This window comes from Vibrio sp. HI00D65 (assembly GCF_001635455.1).
Lineage (GTDB): Bacteria > Pseudomonadota > Gammaproteobacteria > Enterobacterales > Vibrionaceae > Vibrio.
The window spans coordinates 1-208 of sequence record NZ_LWEH01000055.1; the positions used below are offsets into that span (position 1 = coordinate 1).

1 pseudogene is annotated in these 208 nt (G+C 38.5%); it reads left to right on the forward strand.

Annotated features, from left to right (window positions below):
- A pseudogene (locus A3712_RS27705) lies at positions 1-208 on the forward strand (Type III secretion cytoplasmic LcrG inhibitor); the annotation flags it as partial.

Below are 208 nucleotides of genomic sequence, written 5' to 3' on the forward strand. Positions count from 1 at the left end.
GATTCCTGGCATGTCTAAGCAGGAGCTTACCGATGCGATTAATAGCTTAGCGATACAACTAAAAGGACAGTTTGAAAATGCCTACGGTGCAGAGGGTGTCAAACAATTAAAAGCCATTTTGGATTTAGAAGTTGACAGAATTAACGCAAATCCCAATGCGATCACTTTACCAAGTTTGTTTTCTAATATTGCGATTGCACTTATTAAC